General features: G+C 63.8%; 4 protein-coding genes. 2 read left to right on the plus strand and 2 right to left on the minus strand.

All coding sequences use genetic code 11. From position 1 onward, the window contains the following. Positions 1-119: 119 nt before the first annotated feature. Complete coding sequence (locus tag N7E70_RS28280; protein WP_263008247.1) at positions 120-12,596, minus strand: hypothetical protein; 12,477 nt, start codon at positions 12,594-12,596, stop codon at positions 120-122. A 363-nt stretch (positions 12,597-12,959) separates the two neighbouring features. Here N7E70_RS28280 and N7E70_RS28285 point away from each other — a divergent pair, with 363 nt between their 5' ends. Further along, a complete protein-coding gene (locus tag N7E70_RS28285) occupies positions 12,960-13,508 on the plus strand; it encodes an invasion associated locus B family protein (RefSeq protein ID WP_192320671.1) in 549 nt (182 codons plus the stop codon). A gap of 54 nt (positions 13,509-13,562) precedes the next feature. On the opposite strand, the gene N7E70_RS28290 is transcribed toward N7E70_RS28285, so the two are convergent. Beyond that, positions 13,563-16,031, minus strand: a complete 2,469-nt coding sequence (locus N7E70_RS28290; RefSeq protein ID WP_442866537.1) for a DNA translocase FtsK — start codon at positions 16,029-16,031, stop codon at positions 13,563-13,565. Between the two features lie 453 nt (positions 16,032-16,484). On the opposite strand from N7E70_RS28290, the gene N7E70_RS28295 reads away from it, so the two are divergent. Further along, entirely contained in the window at positions 16,485-18,044 is a 1,560-nt protein-coding gene (locus N7E70_RS28295) for a putative bifunctional diguanylate cyclase/phosphodiesterase (RefSeq protein ID WP_263008249.1), read from the plus strand. Positions 18,045-18,180: the final 136 nt, after the last annotated feature.

Raw genomic sequence — 18,180 nt, forward strand, 5'->3', positions numbered from 1 at the left:
AATCAAGAATTAGAACTTTCTACTAGAACAACTAGTATATCAACTACTGAAATTATATTTCAAGACATCTTAGACACTATTCACCCAATCCGGACCATCCGAGCAAGAGATGAAGCCGGTCAAGGCAGCGGTGGTGGCGCCGCCCCGAAGGTGATTGTCCCTCCAATGCTAAGATCCGCCAGGGTGAGCCCGTTCAGCGTTGCGAGATCAGCCGCGCTGAGCTGAACCAGATTGAACGTTCCACCAGCCAGCTGGCGAAGCCGGATCTCGGTCCCGTCGCCGGCTTGGCCAGCGACATTGGCAAACGTGTTGCCATGAATGGTCGCGTTCATGATGCCTGGGGCCGTGCTGTTGTTCTGCTGGATGGTGATGCCGCGACTGTTGTCTACATCGGAAATAATGTTGTTCCGGACCGTGACGTTCTGGGTGCGGGTAAACGCCTGGCCGACGATGCCCTGGTTGACATTGATCGCCGCGAAATTGGCAAGTTCGCGCACTGTGTTATTTTCGATCAATACCGTAACCGCATTTGCAGTTGTGGTACTGCCCTCGTTCTGGACACGAATACCGAAGCCGAGATCGGCACCCGATCCTGTGACACCTGCCGTGCCGATGATGTTGTTGCGGAAGGTTCCGGTGACCGCTCCTGTGCTCGACGCACCAACAAAAAGATTGAGACCATGTGCACGATTGCCGGTGGCGGTGACGCCATTGATGTCGAAATCGAGATTGCCGCCATTTGCCGACGACACGCTCACGGCGACGTTGTTGTTGGTGAACGTGCCGCCATTGACGTTGGCCGTCATCAACCCACCGGTGCCCGAATGGTCGATATGCAGACCCGTCGCCGTGTCCGGCGCGGCGCCGGTGTAGCTGCCGCCACTCGCATTCAGCGTCATGTTGGCCGTGCCCAGGCTCAGGAAGTTGACGAGATTGCCATGGGCTCCGCCGACCGGGCCGTTGCTGCTGATGGTGTTGTTGGTCAGACGGAAATCGCTGAGCGTGCCGGCCGTGTTGGTTATCTGGATTTCGAACTCGTGGTTGTTGCTGATCACCGAGTCGATGATTCCGGTGTCGTTCGTGCCACCAAATGGGGTGCCGGTCAGCTCGTAAACATTGATGCCGGATTCGTCGGTCCCAGCGTCATTGCCGTTGCCGCTGATGTTGAACCGCTCGATCAGCAGCCCGTTGATCGTGGAACCACCGATGCCGCTGCCAAGGTTGTTGGTGATGTTCATCCGGGCGAGCCGCACCTGCGCGGTGTTGTTCAGGCTGATGCCGTCTCCGCTCGAATTCTGGATGATACCGCCTGAGCCGTTGTTGCTGCCGCCGCCGTCGCCGGTCACCGTCAGGCCGCCAAGAGCACCCGTGGTGTTGAGCACGATGCCGTTGGCGGCACCGTTGGACGAAATGCTGCGGAAGGTCAGGTCATTTGCGCCGATGGTCGTGCTGGTGACGGTGAGCGCCGTGCCGGTCGTCGAAGCGATCGTGTTGTTCGAGCCCTGGACGCTGAACGTGCCGCCGCCCGTGGCACTGAAACCGGCGCCTGACGTCGTGGAGATGGCCAACCCGCCACCGGTGAAATTGATGGTCGTGCCGGTGTTGCTGGCGAGGCTGACTGCCGTGTTTGCGCCCGTCGTCAGGGTCTTGGTCGAACCCGAGAAGTTGATCATGCCACCGCTGTTGCCGCTGACCGAGATGCCATTGGCCACACCGCCCGTCGCGCTGAGGCTGCCGGACAGGGTCAGCGTGCCGCCGGTGCGGCCGGCGATGCTGACGACATTGCCGGCCGTCGTCTTGGCGATGGTGCCGGCATAGTCGACATTGGCAGATCCGCCGCCGACGAGGAACGCCACTCCCCCAGCTCCGGACAGCGTGCCCGTGCCCAGATTGACCGTGCCGGTGACGTTGGTCAGGCCGACATTGTTGGTGCCGCCGGTCGAGGTGACCGTGGTGAAGGTGGCGGTGGCGGCGACGCCGCTGAGCGACACGGCCTGCGCCGAGGTGGCGGTGATCGTGCCGGTGGTGACGTTGACCGTGCCGCCATTGCTGACCGAGAAGCCGGTCGTGCCGCTGGAGACGACGTCGAGGTTGGCGAAGGTCACCGTGGAGGCCTGGCCATTGTTGTTGATGGCAACGGCAGTGCCGGTCATGGCGGTCGTGGTGCCGAGGTCGACGGTTCCGGTGAAGCTCACCGCGCTTGCCGCCGTGGCGCCCGAGACGCTGATGCCGCTCGCCGCGCCATTTGCCACGACCGAGCCAGCGAAGCTGAAGCTGCCGCCGGTGCGGTTGGCGATCGTCACCGCCGTGCCCGAGCTGTTGGCGATGGAGCTTGCGGCATCGAAGCTGATCGCGGCATTGCCGCCGGTTATGGCAAGGGCGTTGGCGCCGCCGATGTCGACGTTGGTGGCGGTGATCGTGCCGGCCGGGCCGGAGACGCCGCCGAAGGAGATGCCGCCGGTACCAGCGCCGGTGATCGAGATGTTGCCGAGCGTCGTCGTGCCGCTGGCGTTGCGGATGTCGAGCGCGATGCCTGTCGCGCCGCTACTTGTCACATTGGTGATGGTGGTGTTCGAGGCGTTGAGGATCGCGTCGGACCCGTTGTCCGAGAACACGACGTTGTTGATCGTCGTGCTGGACGAAGGCGTGATCTCGATACCAGCGGTCAGGAAGTTCCTGATCGTCATGTTCGAGATCGTGGTGCCGGAAGCACCAGCGCCGTTGTCCTTGATGCCGCGGAAGGCTCCCGACGGGCTGCCGTCGAGGATGAAGCCGTCGATGATGTTGCCGCTGGCGCCGAGCGTGATGACATTGCTGCCGGCGCTCGTGGTCAGCGTCGCGGCACCACTGCCGACGGCGGCGATGCTGATCGTGTCGCTGGCGAGCTGGATCGTGCTCGGCACCGTCATCGCCAGGTTGATCGCACCATTGCTGAAGCCGCGCACCTGCGTGCCGGCAGCAAGATTGAGCGTGTTGTCGGCGTTGGTGCCGGCAGCCGTGATGACGCTACCGTTGTTGATCAGGACGATGATGTCGTTGACGCCCGCGACCGCCTCGACCTCTGCCAGCGTCATCGGGTTGGCGCCGTCGATGCCCGACCCGTTGCCGCCGCCGATGGCGCCGTCCGAATCCACGAAATAGACCTTGCCGATGCCGAAGCCGAGGCCAGGGCTCGCCTGGAAGTCGACGTCCTTGAAGTTGTAGCTGCCGGCGACCGGCGCGCTGCTGGCGTCGATCGCCACATTGGCGCCGATCGTCGACAGCTTGTCGGTGGCAGACTCGCCGTCGCCATAGGTGAAGGCAAGGTTGGTCGAGCTGTTGAGGTGGATACCGGTATTGACGCCTGCAATGCTCGAGCTGTTGCCGCCGACGACGGCATCGCCGAGCCGCACGGTCTGGCCGCCTATGGCACCGCGCAGGTCGACGCCGATCGAGGTGCCCGCCGCGCCCGAATTGGTCACGTCGAAGTCGTTGGCCGTGACAGCGGCGTTGATGGTGGCGCCATTGAGGTCGAAGGCAACCGCCGAGCCGTTCAGGCCGATGTCCAGGTCGTTGAAGGAGACCGCAGTCCCCAGCGTGCCGGAGATGTCGACACCACGGACGGTGATGCCCTGGAGGTTGACGGTGCCCAGCGCGATGGCGCCACCGCCGCTCGAACCCACATTGTTCAGCACAATGCCCGTGGCCGCGCCGTTCGCCGAAACCGTCGCAAAATTCAGGCCTGCCGCGCCGACGGTGGCGCCGTCGAGGCTCAGAGCCGTGCCAGTCGTCGTGGTGATCGTGTTTGCGTTGACGCCGGTGCCGACACTGATGGTGCCGCCGCCGCTGGCGCTGAAACCGCTGCCGCTGGTGGCACTGATCGCCAGCCCGCCATTGCTGAAATTGATCGTCGCGCCGGCATTGTTGGTCAGGTTGACGGCGTTCGCGATTCCAGAGGTCAGGGTCTTCGTCGCGCCCGAGAAGTCGATGGTACCGCCGCTGTTGCTGTTCGCGGCGATACCGGCCGCGTTCAGGGCGCCCGACAGCGTAACCGTGCCCGACGTGACGCCCTGAACATTGGCCGCCAGACCGCTCGTCGAGGCGATCGCCGAATTGATGTCGACAGCGACTGCACCGACGCCGCCGGTGACGGTGACACCCGTGCCGGATCCGCTGTTGATCGTGTTGCCCGCGCCGGAGACGGTGACGCTCGCGGTGCCGCCGGTGCCGTTGACACTGATGCCGCTGCCCGTCGTGGTGTCGATGTCGAGGCCGCCATTGATGAAGCTGACCGCCGTCGGCGAGAACACACGCACGGCGTTGAAGGTGCCAGTGTTGAGGGTCTTCTGCGTGCCGGAGAAGACGACGCTGCCGCCGCTGCCGCCATTGACCTCGACGCCGCGCAGCGCCTGGGTGATGTTGCCTGAGAGGGTGACGGTTCCACCCGAACGACCGGTGATCGACGCACCGAGACCGACGCTCGAGATCGATGCCGCGCTGCTGATCGTGCCGCTGCCGCCAACGGCCAGGAATGCCGTCCCAGCCGCGTTCGTGGAGGTCAGGCTGCTCGATGCGTGCTGGATCGAGACCGCCAGATTGCCTGTCGTGTCGTTGAGGTCGACGGCATTCATGCCGGTGGTGACGTTCAGCGGCCCGGTAAAGTCGACGGTCAGCCCGGCGCCGGTGTTCCTGATGTAGACGCCATTGTCGTCGGCCCCGCCTGTGATGGTGGTCGAACCGGCGAAGGTGTAGGTGCCCGTCGTGCCGCCACCGATGCTGATGCCGTAGGCGGTTCCGACCGTGGCGGCATCCGGTGACAGGGTCACCGTCCCACCGAAGCGGACGGCGCCGGAGCCGGCATTGATGTCAATGCCGCCACCGCTGAGATAGCCGCTGGCGCTGACATAGTTGAACTCGGCCGCGCCGGCAGCACCGTTGCTGAAATTGGCGCCGTTGATGACCAGCGCACGCCCATTCGTCGTGGCGATGTTTCTGGTCGCAGCACCCGACAGCACGACATTGCCGTAGGTGGCATTGAAGCCGACCCCAGCATTGTTCTGGATGTCGAGACCACCGGCGAAAGTCAGCGTATCGGTACTGCCGGCGGAGCGCTGCCACTTGACGCCGCCCTGGCCGGCATTGGTGATCCCGACGGTCCCGGCGAAGGTCACCGAAACGCCGTTGGTGACGTTGTCGAGCTGGATTGCGTTGACCGTGGTATTGGCGATGGTGACCGGGCCGTTGAACTGGACCGTCGGCGAGGCGATCAGGTTAAGCAGCTTGATGCCGTTCTGGCCGCCGGTCACATTGATAGAACCGAACTGTGCCGGGCCCGCAGCACCATTGGTGAGCGCAACATTCGAGACGTCCAGTGCCGGACCATTGACATTGAACGCGTTGCTGGCGCTGCCGAAGAACAGCTCGCCGCCAGTGGCTGCCGCGCTGTTGGCGGAGATGCCGCCGACACCGTTCGTGCCGGTGAAGCTGGTGGCGCCGGAGAAGCCAATCTTGTTGGTGCTGTTGACCAGCAGATACGCGCCGTTGAAGAAGCTGCCGGCCGTTCCGCCGCCCGCGATGTCGACCGTCGCCGTGCCGAAATCAAGCGTGCTTCCGGAACCGTCGAGAGCGTTGGCGTAGATGCCGAGTGCGACATTGCCGCCAAAGAGCACGTTCGATGCCTGCTGGACGGCAATGTTCGTCGTGTCGAACTTCAGATTGCCGGAGATCGTATCGTCCAGCAAAAGACCAAAGCCGCCAACACGGTTGGCCGCAGTGCCGGCGACGAAGGCACCGCCATCGACCTGGTCGATGCCGGCGGTCGCCGCGTTGGCGTCAAAGACCACGCCCCCAAGAATGAAGCCGCCGACTTCGCCATTGTTGCCCAGCAGCGTGACGTCGGAGAAGGCACTGACCTTCAGGACTCCCGCCCCCACCGCACCATCGACGACGCCGATGTTGCCGCCGGTCGCCGACAGGATCAGGTCCGACAGCGCGATCTCGCCATTGGCAACACCGTCGGTCAGCGACAGCGCGCCACCACCGCCACCAGCGATCATGGCGCGGCTGAGCATCAACTTGGTGATGTCGCTGCCCTGGATGCCGATGCCTGAGGCACCGGTGTTGGCGATAATGACGTTGTCGATGCTCGCCGTGCCGGTGAAGCTGATCGTGTTGCCGTTGGCGGTGGTCAACGTCGGAAGCACGGTGTCGATGCCGCTGGGTGCATCGATGATCGTCGACGAGCTGATGCCGCTGAAGCTGAAGGCATTGCCAAGGCCACCGCCGACGGCGCCGAGCGGCGCCGTGTCGATGGATTCGCCTGCCTTAAGTCCGATCACCACCTGGCCATCGGTCAGGTTGAAGGTGTTGTTGCCGGCACCGACCTGCTGCGCCAGCATCATGTCGATGAAGTCGCTGGTGCCGTTTACCGATGTGTCGATGAAGACGATGACGTCGGCGCCCGAGGCTTCCGCGCCCTCGATAGATCCCGGATTTGCTGCCGTGCCGTTGCCGGTGCCGTTCTGGTCGACGTAATAGACCGTCGGCCCTTGCGCCTCCGAGATATCGCCGACGAAACCGCCATTGGCGCCGTCGACGTCCTTGAAATTGTAAGTTCCGGCGACGGGGAAGGCGCCAGTCGAGGCCATGATGTCGACGGCCTTCACCGTCGACAGCTTGTCGACTGTCCCCTCGCCATCGCCATAAATGAAGTTGACGGCCGTCGTGCTGGTGAATTGAAAGCCGATCGCCGGTCCGTTCCCGCTGCCGCCGATGGTGGCAGCGGTCGTGTTGCCGGGCGCGCCCGCGTCGCCGAGCTGGATGGTACCCGTGCCGGTGGTGTTGGACAAATCCACTGCCGTCGTGCCGAGCGAACTGTCGCTGCTCAGGTCGAAGTCAGTGGCGGTGAAGTTCCCGTTCATCACCGCATTGGCGAAGCTGATGCCGGTAGCACCATTGCCGGACATGGCGATGCCAAGGCTGGCGAAGGACACCGTACCCGCATTGGTCCCGGACACGCTGACACCGGTCTGGCCCAGCCCTACGCTTGTCACACTGGTAGCGCCGAATGCAACGGTGCCGGTGTTGTTGCCGAGACCGATGCCGGTCGCGGCGTCACTGACCGTGACGGAACCGAAAGTGGCGCTGCCGGCGACATTGGTCACCAGCAAGCCGATCCCGGTTGTGTTGGAAATCGACAGCGGCGCGCTGGCGTTGAAGGTCGCGCCGGCGCCGAGCCCGGCAATCGTCACCGTTCCGCCGCCGCTCGCGGTCAGCGCCGAACCGGTGAAGCTGATCGTGCCGCCGGTCGGCGCAGTCGTCGCGCCGATGGTCAACAGGTTGCCGAAGCTGGTCGAGGTGACAGGACCGGTGAACGCAACCGAGCCGCCTGTGATGCCGTCGATCTTGACGGCATTGCCCCCCAGGACGGCCGAGCTCGAGATCGAGGCTCCGATGGTGATCGCAGCGCTGCCGCCCGAAACGACGACGCCGTCGCCGGAGCCGCCATTGGTGATGGTACCGCCGATCGAGATCGTACCGGTGTTGTTGGTCAGGCTGACGTCGGCGCCGGCGACATTGGACGTGACCAGATTGTTGACGTTGATGGTGGCGGCACTGTCCTGGACGGCGAAGCCCGGACCCGTTCCGCCAACCATTGCGATAGTGGTCGTACCACCAAAGGTATAGGTGCCGCTCTGAACATTTGTCAGCCGGATGGCGTCGCCCATGGCACGGCTGATGTTGACGGTACCGAAGGTGACGTTGCCGCCGCTGGTGTTCTCGATGAGGATGCCGGTCGGCACTGTGCCACCGGAGCCGTCGACGGTCACGCTGGCGAAACTGATTCCGCCAGTGCCAATCGTCAGGCCGGTGCCGCCGAGCTGGATGCCGCGTTCCGTCACGCCGGCGCCGGTGCTGATGGTGTTGCCGGCCGCCGTCACCGACACCGTGCCGCCATCGATGGCCCTGAAACCGAAGCCGCCATCCGTGGTCAGGCTGAGGGCACCAGTGAAATTGATAGTGCCGCCGGCATTGCTGGTGAGGTCGATGGCATTGGCCACGCCGGTACTGGCGGTGATTGCACCTCCGAATGTCGCGCTGCCTCCGGTCATGGAGCTGACGCGCACAGCGCTTGCCGCGCTGCTGTGGTTGATGGTGCCGTCATAGGTCAGGTCGGGCGTCGAGCTATCTATGTTGAACGCCATGCCCGCACTGTTGGCAATCGAGCTCGCCGCGTCGAAGCTCATCGTGCCGGTGGAGCCGCCGGCGATGCTGATACCGGTGAATGCGCCCGAAATGTCGAGATTGGCGAAAGTCGCCGTGCCGCTGTAATTGTTGAACGACAGCGCGGTGCCACTGACGCTGCCGATCGTATTGGCGCCGGTGAAGGTAACGGTGGCAGCCGTGTTGGCCAGCAGGATGCCGGTCTGGGCGGACTGGATGGCAAGGTTCTGCACGCCGATCGCGCCGGCAGCACCGGTCAGGTCGAGTCCGGTAACAGCGCTGGCGATCGTGACGCCGGCAACATTGAGGCCCGAGATGCTCGTCCCGTCGATGGCAGCACCCGAGCCGCCATTGCTGACGGTGAGGTTCTGGACGAGGTTGCCATTGGCGAGGTTGATGGCGCTGCCGGCAGCGTTGTTGAGAACCGCGCCACCATGGCCGAAGGGATCCACCTGGGTCGCGCCGGTGACGACATTGGCGCCGGTGACGTTGGCAGGCGGCGCTCCCAGGTCGACCGTCGCGCCATTGGCAAAGGACACCACCGACTGGCCGTTGGCAAGCGTGAAGCCATCGACGTCGGTGTTGATGAGATCGAGTGCCGAAGACTTGACGAAGACAAAGATCGCGTTGGCGTCAGTGGTCAGGTCGTCGGCGGCGGCGGCGTTGATGAGGTCGTTGACGCTCGAACCGGTGCCCGAACCGGTGTTGGACGATCCGACGAAAATCAGATTGGCCGTGTCGAACAGTTGCGGACCGACCAGTGCGGTCATGCCGAAGGCATAGGTGCCACTGCCGGCCAGAAGCCCGCGCATATCGAGCGAGGCGACAGAGCCGGTGATCGAGCCACCGCCAAACGAGAAAGTGGTGTTCGCAGTCGCGCCGATCGCCCCATTGGGGCCCATCTGGACACCGGTGCCGACGCCCGAAATAACGCCGCTGCCGATCGTGACGGTGCCGCCCGAGGTGCCGGAGAGGTCGATACCCGTCGAGGTGCCGCCGGTTCCGGCAATGTCGAGCGTCGTTGCCGTGAAGGTCGAGCTGCTGCCCGACAGGTCGAGCCCTGTTCCGGTAGCCGAGACGCCGGTAACGTCGATGTTCTGGAAACTGATCGTTCCGTTGACGCCCTGGACGTCGATGCCATTGGCGCTTGGCTGGCTGATCGCCACGTCGGCGAAGCTGACTGCGCCCGAGTTGCCGTCGAGCAGGATGCCGCTTCCGCCGGCATTGCTGATCGTGACTGCGCCCGCGAAGCCGACCGTCGCCGAGCTGCTGACGATCGAGATACCGTGGCTGGTGGTGTTGGAAATCGTCGTCGTGCCGGAAACGGCGAAGCTTCCGGAAACGCCGTTGAGGTTGATGCCGGTCGCGCCACCGGTCTGGCTCAGGCTGCTCAGCGTGACATCGAGGCCGAGGCCTGTGGCGTCGAAACCGGAAGATGCGTTGCCGGAGATGGTTCCGCCGTCGATCGTCAGCAGACCCGCCGACGAGCCGGTGGCAACGACGCCGCTGGAGCCGTTGCCCGTCGCGTTGAGCGTGTCGAAACTGTAGCTGCCGGAGCCACTGCCGGTCAGCAGTCCAGTACCCGTATTGCCGGTAAGCGTGGTCGTGCCGGTAAAGGCGTAGGTGCCACCACCCTGGAGCGAGAGACCGGCACCGCCATTGCCCGACGACGTCAGGTTGGAACCCGTGACACTGCTGGTACCCGCGAGCAGTACACCATTGAGGTCGGCACCCGAAATCGTCAGCCCCGTCAGTGCGACGTTGGTGACGTTGTTGCCATAGATGCCGTTGCCGCCGCCTGCATTGGACAAGTTGAAGTCGAGCAGCGACGTGTTGTTGGCCAATGTGACCGTGTCGCCGCCACCGGTGTTTGTCAGCGTCGCGGCGCCGCCGGCGTCCGATATGGTGGTGCTGTGCTGGACGTTGGCGCCGGTCACGTTGATCGGCACGCCGCCGAGCGAGAACTGTCGTCCGTTGCCGAAGGAAGCAAGCGTCTGGCCGGCACTGAGCGAGAAGCCGTCGGCGTCGTTGATGTCCGTGCCACGGTTGACCAGCACGAAGATCGCCGTGCCGTCGGTGTTGGCATCGGCGGTGGCGATCGAGGCCAGGTCCAGCAGCGACGAGCCTGTGCCCGAACCGGTGGCCGAGGCGCCGACGAAGATCAGATTCTGGGCGTCGAAGAGCTGCGGCCCGACGAAGGTCGTCGATCCAAAGGCATAGCTACCGAGCGTCTGGTTGAGGCCGCGCGCGTCGAGCGACGCAGTGACGCCCGAGATCGAGCCGCCGCCGAATGTGAACTGGGCATTTGCAGAATTGACCAGCGAGCCGGAGATGCCGAGGCGGACGCCGGTGCCGACATTGGCAATGACGCCGCCATTGGTGATGACGATCGTCGAGCCGCCGACGGTCTGGGCCAGATCGATGCCGATCGATCCGGCGCCGGTACCTGTGATGTCGACCGACTGGGCGGTGAAATTCGTCTTGCTGCCGGAGAAATCGAGACCGGTGCCGAGGCCCAGACCCGAAATGACGATGTTGCCGGCAACGACAGTGGCATTGACGCCGGCAAAGGAGATGCCGTCGCCGCCCGGATTGGTGATGCTGATGTCGCCGAAACGGATCGACGCCGGCGAATTGACGATGTCGATCGCCGGGCCAGACGTGTTCGAGATCGTCGTCTGGCCGGTAACGGTGAAGCTGCCGGCGAGGTTGTCGAGCACCACGCCCGACGTGCCGCCGGTATGGCTGATCGAATTCAGGGTCACATGGGCCGTGATCGGGTCGATGAAGACGGCGATGCCGCCATTGCCCGAAACGGTGCCGCCTGTGGTTGTGAAGCTGCCCGCAACGGAGGTGCCGGCGACGTAGATGCCGGCGTCCGCATTGTCCTGCGCATTCAGGATGGCGAAGCTGTAGGTGCCCTGGCCTGAAATATCCAGGCCATCGTCGCCATTGTCCTGCAGCAGCGTGGTGCCGGTGAAATTGTAGGTGCCGTTGCCTACGATGTGCAGGCCATCGAGGCCATTGCCGGTCGAGGTGAAGTTGGAACCCTTGATGCCGGTCGACGTGCCGGTGAAGTTGGCGCCATGGCCGCCGGCGCCGCTCACGGTCACGCTGGTCAGGGTGGCGCCGTTGACGTTGTTGCCGAAGATGCCGTCGGCACCGCCTGTGATGGTGATGCCCCGGAGCGTGTTGCCGTTGCCGAGCGTAATGACGTTGTTGCCGGCGTTTGTGCCGGCGATAGTGCCGTTGCTGCCGCCGAGATTGTAGGAACCGGTGCCGCCGCCGAACAGCTGGGCGGTGACGCTCTCACCACCGCCGATGACCGTCTGGCCGTTGGCCAGTGTCACGCCCGCCGTCAGCAGGTTGCCGCTGCCGCCAAGCACGACGACAAAACCGTTGGCGCCCGCATCAGTGACGGCATCATCCAGGGTCGTCGGATCGCCTAACGTACCGAGGCCGAGCGTGTTGGCGCCGTCGGCGAAGAAGAATTTGCCGAACGCCGTGCCCGTGGCGGCGTTTATCGCCACCCGCGTCGACGAGCCGACGAGCTGTTCGCCACCCACGATACGGACACCGATGTCACCGCGGACGCGCTCGTTGACCCGCTTGCGCAAGCCTTCGCCGACCGCATAGACCGGCTCCGGTCCCTCGGCGTCACCCTGGGCCTCGCCCCCCGGATTGAACGGGATCGTCAGCCTGACGCTGCCGGCGAACTGCGTATCGTCGCGATTGTCGTTGCGCACCTCGCCGGCGAAGGCGAGGGACGCGCCGCTGCCGAAGACGTCGCCGATCTGATATTCGAAGCCGGCCTTGCCGCCGGTGATGCTGTCGTCATCGCCGTTGGGGTCGCCGAAATGGTAGGCGCCGATGGAGAGCCGAAGCGCATGGTTCTCGGGCAGCTCGACCGGCACCTGCGCGCCGATCTCACCCTCGATGCCCCATGCGGCATAATTGCGCCGGTCGATGACCGATATCTGCTCGAGCAGTTGGTTGCCGACCATCGACAGACTGGATCTGGTCGATTGTTCGGCCCGGTCTCCGCTGATCGGCAGGAAGACGTTCACATGCGCGTCGAAATTGGTCGTGATCGCTTCGAGACCCAGCGTGGCGCCGGTGAACTGGTGTCCGTCCTGTCGCTGGGTGTTGATGTAGGCATAGCCGCCAAGCATCAGGTCCGGATTGACGATCCGGCGGATGCCGATGCCGAAGTCCTGGCCAAAGCCGTCCTCGAAGTCGTGCTTGGCCCTGACATCGAGGAACAGGACCGATTCGGCTGTCTGCTTGAGCGGAACGAAACCTTCGAGCGCCGCGGTGGCGCCGTCTTTGTTGGCGCCGATGATGGCGCGCACTTGCGGCTGCCACAGCCCGCCTTCCTCGGCAAAGGCCGCCATGCCCGACAAGGCCAACGCGATCGTTGAAAGGGCGGACGTCCGCAACAAGCCCCGAGCGCTGCGCGACAGCCTATACTCGACCGAAACTTGCATCGCGGTCGCGGGCGGTACATTAGACACTGCTTGTCTTGCGTTTCCGGGCAGGAACAAACGCGAATGCATAGATCATCCATCCAAGGGGGGCGTTCTTGGTTGCTGCGATTGATCTGCCAATGCCCGGCACTTGCAAGAGGAGTCTTTGCTACCAACGCGTGTACACACACAAAAAACAAAGATGTTGCCGTCAAGCAACACCTAATATGATTGTTTGCGCATAAGTTTTGCGCAGTTCACCAAGTCGATTTCTCAGAAAAGGCAAGCAATATGCGCTCCACGTTCACGCGAACAACAAAGCCAGGTCGCATCATCAACATGATGGCCGCCGCAATCGGACTGTTGTTTGCCGGCAGCGCGTTTGCGCAGGAAGCCAACCCAGTCGAAGCCAAGCCGGCCGACGCCAACCCCTGGGCGGTCAACTGCGCCAGCGGTGCGACGATCAACGAACTACAATGCCAGGTGTCGCAGAACCTGACCGAGTCGAAGACAGGTCAACGCGTGTTGACGGTCACTATTCGCAAGGAAAACGACAAAGGCGGCCTGGCCATGCTGCTTGCGCTGCCGCACGGCCTGTTCCTGCCCTCCGGCGCGTCCTACCAGATCGACCAGGGTGAGAAGGTGACCGTCGCGATTCAGACGAGCGACCAGAACGGCGCCTATGCCGCGGCACCGCTGACGCCGGAATTGATCACGGCAATGAAGGCAGGCACCAATCTGAACGTCGGCATGGAATCGGTCACGCGCAAGGCGGTGGCGATCCCGGTGTCGCTGGCGGGCTTCACCGCCGCGATCGACAAGCTGCAGGCCATCAAGTAGCGCGAGCAAGGACGGGGCGGTTCACCCCGCCCTGTCTTTCAACAAGGCCTGCGATCACTCCTGATCGTCATTTGTCTGCGAGTGGTCACGGCGACCGGCCATGATCTCGCGCTTGCCGACATGGTTCGGCGCGCCGACGAGGCCTTCCTTTTCCATGCGCTCGACCAAAGATGCAGCACGGTTGTAGCCGATGCCGAGGCGGCGCTGGATATAGGAAGTCGAGCACTTCTTGTCGCGCTGCACCACCTTCACCGCCTCGTCATACATTGCATCGCCGTCCTCGGCAGCGACCGAGCCCTTGTCGAAGACCGGGCTGTCATCGACGTCCGGCACCTCGTCCTCCTCGTCGGCGGTGACGGTCTCGAGATACTCGGGACGTCCCTGTGCCTTGAGGTGATTGACGACATGCTCGACCTCGGCGTCCGAGACGAACGGGCCGTGGACGCGGGCGATGCGGCCGCCTCCGGCCATGTGCAACATATCGCCCTGGCCGAGCAGTTGTTCGGCGCCTTGCTCACCAAGGATGGTGCGGCTGTCGATCTTGGACGTCACCTGGAACGAGATGCGGGTCGGGAAGTTGGCCTTGATGGTGCCGGTGATGACGTCGACCGAGGGTCGCTGGGTTGCCATGATCAGATGTATGCCGGCGGCACGTGCCATCTGCGCCAGGCGCTGGATCGCACCTTCGATCTCCTTGCCGGCGACCATCATCAGGTCGGCCATCTCGTCGACGATGACGACGATATAGGGCATCGGGGCAAGGTCGATTTCCTGCTCCTCGAACAGCGGCACGCCGGTGCCCTTCTCGAAGCCGGTCTGCACCTGCATCACCACCGTTTCGCCCTTGTCGCGGGCGATCGCGGCACGCTCGTTGTAGCCGTCGATGTTACGCACGCCGAGCCGCGCCATCTTGCGGTAGCGATCCTCCATCTCGCGCACTGCCCATTTGAGTGCCGTGACCGCCTTCTTCGGATCGGTGACGACAGGCGTCAGCAGATGCGGGATGCCGTCATAGATGGAGAGCTCCAGCATCTTCGGGTCGACCATGATCAGGCGGCACTCTTCCGGCTTCAGCCGATAGAGCAGCGACAGGATCATGGTGTTGATGGCGACAGACTTGCCCGAGCCGGTGGTGCCTGCGACGAGCAGATGGGGCATCTTGGCGAGTTCGGCGATGACCGGCTCGCCGCCGATCGTCTTGCCGAGGCAGAGCGCCAGCTTGCAGGCGGTGTTGCGGAAGCCGTCCGATTCGATCAGCTCGCGGAAATAGACCGTCTCGCGCGTCTCATTGGGCAGTTCGATGCCGATGACGTTGCGGCCGGGGATGACCGCGACACGCGCCGAGATCGCGCTCATCGAGCGGGCGATGTCGTCGGCAAGGCCGATCACGCGCGACGATTTCACGCCCGGCGCCGGCTCGAATTCATAGAGCGTCACAACAGGGCCCGGGCGAACATGGATGATCTCGCCACGCACGCCAAAGTCCTCGAGAACGCTTTCCAGCAGGTCGGCGTTCTGCTCCAGCCGCTCCTGCGACATGTAGAAGCCCTGGCCTGCCGGCGGCAGCTGCAACAACTCCTCTGAGGGCAATTCGTAGGTATCGCCGGTGGTCGCCGGCACGATCTTGCCCATCAGAGGCAATGGCGACACCGCGCGAAGGGGAGCCGTCGGCTCGGCGATGGTGACTGGTTCTGGCGTGGCAGCGACGACCGACGCGGGCTCAGCGCGTTCGGCAATCGTGGGAGCTTCGATCTTCACCTCATTGGAGTTGGCAGGTGCTGCAGGCGCTGTGTTGACCTGTTGGGTCGGAATGCACTCGATGACCCTGAACAGCGCCGTGATTTCGGCTGCGGCAATCTCGGCCTGCCTGGCGACAACAGGTACCGGCGCAACTCGCACCGGCACCGGCGCGGGGCGGGCGGTAGCAACCGCGGCTACCGGTGACGGACCGTCCGATGTGCTCGGCGCCATCAGCTCGAAAAATGCGTGATCGGAAAGATAGGACCACCGAGCCTTCTTGGGCTGGGCCGCCGCATATTCACCGGCGCCGGCCAGCTTGGCTGCGGCTTGCACTGGCGGGTTGGCGGAGTTCACTGCTGCAACGGGCTGTCGTACGGGCGAGGGCGCCTGTGGAACCGGCGCGGCAATCCTGCTGGCGATTTGCGCCTGCAAGGCCTCGATGACCTGGGCCCCCGTCGTCACGGTCGCCGGTCTTGCCGGAACTGCGACAGGTGCGACAGCTGTCGCGCGCTCGGCCGTCAGCGGCTGGAGGCCGGCGGCGTTCGCCTGGGCTTCATTGTGGGCGGCCTCCGCCGCTTCATATGCTTGGCGCTTGGCGGCATCGTAATCCGGCGTGCGGGTGAAGCGCACATTGGGCGCGAGGAAGAAATAATCCTGCCAGCCAGGGCCATCGGCCGGCGAAGCCACATGCGTTCCGTCTGCCTTGCTTTCCGGGCGATTCTGGCCGTCATTGTGCGAGACTTGGTTCGAAAAATTCACTCGAGGCAAACGCGTGCTTCCCATGCTCAAGACTCGCTGATGAAACGTCCCCCGAGCAATAGGAAGCCAGTGGTTAACAGTTCCTTCCAGCTTCCTGCTTTGTGATCCGGAAGCGGCAATTCACAATCGCAGCGTCAATTCGTTCTGCGCTTGTTAGCTGAGTGTATTGACATCGCTGACGTCGCCGGATGGTTGTGGAGTTCGTTCTCCGGGTGTTTGCAAGCCCTTGTTCCGCTGTGCTAACTTTACGTCATGCGGTAAGGAGATGCGGACTTGTACCGCTTTTGGAATTGGTTTGCGTATCCAAAGTCTGGGGGCAAAAGAGGCGGAGCGCCTGCGCTCTCGAACGCCTCCATCACCGGCGATGCACGTCTTGCAGGTTTCCTCGCCAACACCACCGATCTCGTATCGTTTTATGACCGCGAATTCCGGCTGACCGACTGCTCGGCCCGACTGAAGAGCATTCGCGGAAACGCAATGACCTCGGGCGCGGTGGCGTGGGAAATTTACCCGAACTTTGGCCAAAACGAGCTTCGTGCGGCGATGCAGCTCGCCGCGCGCGATGGCTCGTCGACGCGAATCAAGCTCAAGGCTTTGTCGGGCCAGCCGGCAGGAGTGATCTTCTGCTTCGGGATGGCCGATGGCGTCGGCATCATCGAGACCATCGAAGCGGGGCAGGACGGCCGTGCGGCCTCCGAAGAAGCGGATCGCGTCAAGCTTTTGCAGCATCAAGCGACGCATGATGCGCTGACCGGATTGCAGAACCGCCGCCGCTTCAGCGAGCGCCTGGACGAGGTTCTGACGGAAAGCGGCGATTCCCGGGACAAGTCGGCGCTGCTGCAGATTGACCTCGACGATTTCAAATCGGTCAACGACACGCTTGGCCACGGCACCGGCGACACCTTGCTGCAGCTTGCGGCAAACCGGATCCGCGGCGCGCTGCAGGACGGTGAAGCCGCCTACAGATATGCCGGCGACGAATTCGCCGTCATCCAGGCCGGCAAGCAGCAGCCCATGGCGGCCGAGCGGCTGGCACAGGCGATCGTCGATGCCTTCAAGGCGCCGTTCGTCATCAACGACATTCCGCTGTTTGTCGGCGCGAGTGTCGGCATCGCCTTCGGCCCGCAGCACGGCGCCGAGAGCGAGGAGCTCATGAGGGCGGCCGACATCGCCCTCTACGCCGCCAAGCGCGACGGCCGTGGCTGCGCCCGCACCTTCAATCGCTCGATGATGCTGCTTCTGGAGCAACGGGAGAACCTTAGGCGAAGCCTGCGTATGGCCCTGGAACGGCAGGAACTCTATCTCGAATACCAGCCGCTCATCCGCCCGCCATCGACGGTAGTCGGGTTCGAGGCGCTGCTGCGATGGCACCATCCCGAGGTTGGCCTCATCCCGCCCAACGTCTTCATTCCGATCGCCGAGGCCGATGGCCTGATGGACGACATCGGCCGTTGGGTGCTCGAGGAGGCCTGCCGCCAGGCAATGACCTGGCCATCGTCCATGAACGTCGCGGTCAACCTGTCGCCGGCGCAGTTCCTGAGTGGCTCGCTCACCGACACCGTGGCGCACATCATCGACAAGGTCGGCATCCGCGCCGACCGCATCGAGCTCGAAATCACCGAAACGGTGCTGCTGGAGCAGACAGTCGACAACCTCGACACGCTGAACACGTTGAACGTCCTGGGGATCCGGATTTCCCTCGACGACTTCGGCACGCACTACTCGTCGCTGAGCTATCTCAAGAATTTCCCGTTCGACACGCTGAAGATCGACCAGTATTTCATCAAGGACCTGGTAGCCGACCGCAAGAGCCAGGCCATCGTCCGGTCCGTAATGAGCCTGGCACACGGCCTGGGTATCAGCGTCACCGCGGAAGGGGTCGAAACGGCCGGCCAGGCAAACTGGCTGATCGAAGAGGGCTGCGATTGCTTGCAGGGCAACTTCCTGGGGCGGCCGATGGGGGCGGACGCGACGGGAGAGTTTGCGGACCGCCCGCCGGCGGAACAGAAGGCGCCGCAAGAACAAGACCGATCATGACGACAGGCAACACCCTGCAACCTTGCCTCGACGGGGCAAGCGAAGAAGGCCATACATACGCATAGCGTGACGGCGCACCGACTTCGGGCCGGACACCGCAGATAAGCCGAGCAACCCTGTTGCACGGCCAGAACGG

It is taken from the genome of Aminobacter sp. NyZ550 (assembly GCF_025628925.2).
Lineage (GTDB): Bacteria > Pseudomonadota > Alphaproteobacteria > Rhizobiales > Rhizobiaceae > Aminobacter > Aminobacter ciceronei.